The 3,157-nt window shown below is 42.4% G+C and carries 3 protein-coding genes; 2 read left to right on the top strand and 1 reads right to left on the bottom strand.

The window, feature by feature from the left end:
• Window positions 1–11 precede the first annotated feature (11 nt).
• Window positions 12–620: a KilA-N domain-containing protein gene (locus ELS82_RS23850; RefSeq protein WP_134837635.1), complete on the bottom strand. Its 609-nt coding sequence runs from the start codon at window positions 618–620 to the stop codon at window positions 12–14.
• 989 nt (window positions 621–1,609) lie between these two features.
• On the opposite strand from ELS82_RS23850, the gene ELS82_RS23845 reads away from it, so the two are divergent.
• Together ELS82_RS23845 and ELS82_RS23840 are read left to right on the top strand one after the other, a co-directional pair.
• Window positions 1,610–2,551 (top strand): DUF1848 domain-containing protein, encoded by a 942-nt coding sequence (locus ELS82_RS23845; RefSeq protein ID WP_134837634.1) that lies wholly within the window; start codon window positions 1,610–1,612, stop codon window positions 2,549–2,551.
• A 413-nt stretch (window positions 2,552–2,964) separates the two neighbouring features.
• On the top strand, window positions 2,965–3,102 hold the full coding sequence (locus tag ELS82_RS23840; protein WP_134837633.1) for a YHYH domain-containing protein: 138 nt from the start codon (window positions 2,965–2,967) through the stop codon (window positions 3,100–3,102).
• The last annotated feature ends 55 nt before the right edge of the window (window positions 3,103–3,157 follow it).

Below are 3,157 nucleotides of genomic sequence, written 5' to 3'. Positions count from 1 at the left end.
ACTTTTCATGTCTAGAAATCACGTTCCATGAAGTCCTTTAGCTCTCTAACTCCTTGATAATCTAATGCCATGCCTTTGTAGAGGTGGATGTGATTGACGACATCAAAGTCCCCATCCAGTTGGGATTGAAAGTGTTTGAGGTTTTGTTCCATCTTGTCGCAGAAAGTGCGCATTGTGGCGACTTGTTCCATCATTGCTCGATGTTGTTGTCTGGTGAGCTGATAGCGTGCTTGGAGTTTGTCCATTTGGTTGAAGGTGCACTGGACGAAACGGGCTTGTTTCTCGCTGAGGGTGACGCCCTGGAGTGGGGGAGTCATCATTGCATCAAAAGCTCGAATCACCTGCAGGTGGAATTTAGGGCTAATCCACATCGCGTATGAGTAGACCAGTTCTTTGCAGACCCACGTTCCTCGGTTTGCTCCGCCCCGCTGTGCTATTACCGATCTAGGGATTCCTAGATCACCTTCAATTTCGTAGATGAGTGCTTTTGTTTGTTGGTTCTGCATAAATAGAGCTGGCTGGTGCTTAGGTGCGCTACCGCTTACTTTATGTAGATCATTTAGCGAGAACAAATCATCTAGAGTGCGAATATCTTTTGAAAGAATAGTTAGAGTGGCCATAGTGACCTCCAATGTGTCGATTTTATAATCACCACGCAAAGGTCCTAATCTTCGGGTGGTGAACTGAACAAGGTTAGGACTACCGCGACACATAGAAACGGCCAGCACGAAGCTGCCTCGCCCAGCCCACCATAATGCAGATAGTACAATCCGTAACCGAATCGACTATGTTCAGGTGTGCCGAAGCCGCACAAAAAAACCAGCAAAACGCTGGCACTTATGCGCTACATGTCTAAAACGGGGTCCTAATCCCGTCACTGGATTTTGCCAGTGCCGTTAAAGTGTATCGCTGCTTTGTGAAATGTGTCAATGAGTGTTCAAGGTTTCCCACTTTAATCAGGCATTTAGTTAGATTGCATGTGATGTGGTGTCTATGCGGGATTTTTCTTAACCGTAGTGGAACGAAAATTGACCAACTTCGAAGCCCTCGGAGCGCAACATAGAAACAAGAGTTCGGCTGCGAGCTGCGCCACGACTCATGTTAAAGAGTTCCTTAACTCGGTTAGCTAACCGAATGCGCTAGGCATCCGGCTTCCGCTGCTGAAACTCGTAGTAACAGGAAGAGGCGACATCGAACCACCCACAAAGCATTTTGACCGTTTCGTGCTGCCTCAACTATTGAGTAGCCTTGGTCGATGACCAAACTCGCAGCATCCACTTTGAACTCAGATGAAAATGTACGTCATTGTCGTTTTGTCATTGAACCCCTCATTTACGGTGGAGACTTTACCACCTAATTTGGTGTCCGGGATCATTAAACCATTTCAGGAGAATTTAAAGATCATATGTGCAGAAAAAGCTAACATCGTAATAAATGACCGAAATGAAACAGCGGTCAAAACGAAGATAACAAAATTGTTTGAATTATTAGGTAGTGATTTCATTAGCCAAACCAACGCAGAGCATTGTGGTTTCTCGTATGAGGATGAGATATACAAGAAATCTTTTCCAAAAGTCTATGCTCGAGCAATCAACTATGTAGGTAGTATATGATTATTAGCGCAAGCAGAAGAACTGACATACCTGCATTCTATTCAGAGTGGYTTATGAATAGAATCAAGGCTGGCTTTCTTCTGACTAAAAATCCATTTAATGCCCRTCAGGTAAAGAAAATATCGCTACTGCCATGTGATGTGGATGTCATCGTATTCTGGACGCGAAACCCAGCAAAACTCCTTAAGCACCTGCCGTACCTGGATTCAATAGGCTATCGGTATTACTTTCAATACACAATTACCGGATATGGAAAAGAGCTGGAAACAGCGACTGTACATCCTCTAAAAGCGATTGATACCTTCAAAAGGCTTTCGGAACAAATTGGCAGAGATAAGGTAATTTGGCGATATGACCCCATTATCATGTCTAATCTTACTCCTTTAAACGAACACCTTAGATTGTTTGAGAAGATTGCKAACAACTTAGTTGAATATACAAACAAAGTCGTTATCAGCTTTGCTGACTTATACAAAAAAACAGAATCAAACCTCAATACGGTTGAAGGRCTGCAGTATCACGACATTTTGAGTGATGAACGTGAACTTTTTACGTTATGCCAAGGATTTAGTGACATTGCAAAAGCCTACGGATTAAAAATTGAAACCTGCGCTGAAGACCTTGATATTGAAAGGTTTGATATCAAAAGGGGGAAATGTATTGATGACAAGTTGATAAAAGATGTTTTTAACATTGACGTTAGCTCGACGAAAGACTCAGGCCAACGCCTTGAGTGCGGTTGCGTCAAAAGCATAGATATCGGCTCGTACAATACCTGTTTGCATGGCTGCACATATTGCTATGCAACATACCAGAAGAACGCAGCGCATAAAAATTACAAGAAGCACGATCCTGAAAGCCCATTCTTAATAGGAAGTGCTGAAGGTTGGGAGCACCTCCTAAATGCCCCGATTCCTATTCAGAGTTCATTGTTTTAATTCTTCATTGATTTGAAGTAATAAGCTGGTTTTAGCCACTTAGTTAGATTTGAGCGATGATGACCTCTAGCCAATTGGATCGCTAGACATTATCCGAAGGCTGAATAGAAGAACTAGACCTCGAAGTAGCTTTTATCCTAGCGTGTGCTTAAGCTGATCTAGGCAAACACACCTTTGCCCCTCTTCACGTTAGACCTTTTATCCATAAACATTTTGCAGTCTAGTATCCCTAACCTATTGATTACTTATTGAAAAAAACATGACTAAGAGTGCATTTTTAAGAGCGAAAGACGACAATTTGTCGGCTAATAAGCGTTATGCTGATCCGAAGGTTGACCCAAGTCATATAAAACTAGTCTCATTTGTGAAACACTCCGAATGCTCGAATTAGAGCGTATATTTTGGAGTAATCAATGAAAAAGTTAATCTTAGTTCTACTAGTGAGCTTTGGTATGGTATCTGTGGCAGCTGCGCATTCTGGGGGCACAGATGCTAATGGTTGTCATACGAATAGCAAAACAGGTGACTACCATTGCCACAATCGAAAATAATCTGATCTAAAAGACATGAAAGGCGTGGCTTGTCACGCCTTTTTATATTCGGTTA

It is taken from the genome of Vibrio ouci, assembly GCF_004551525.1.
Classification (GTDB): domain Bacteria; phylum Pseudomonadota; class Gammaproteobacteria; order Enterobacterales; family Vibrionaceae; genus Vibrio; species Vibrio ouci.
Note: the sequence above shows the minus strand (reverse complement) of the source record. Positions and strands in the feature narration are given on the sequence as shown.

Coding starts and splice junctions, on each gene's coding strand:
- ELS82_RS23850 (WP_134837635.1), bottom strand. CDS start 620: ATGGCCACTCTAACTATTCTTTCAAAAGATATTCGCACTCTAGATGAT.
- ELS82_RS23840 (WP_134837633.1), top strand. CDS start 2,965: ATGAAAAAGTTAATCTTAGTTCTACTAGTGAGCTTTGGTATGGTATCT.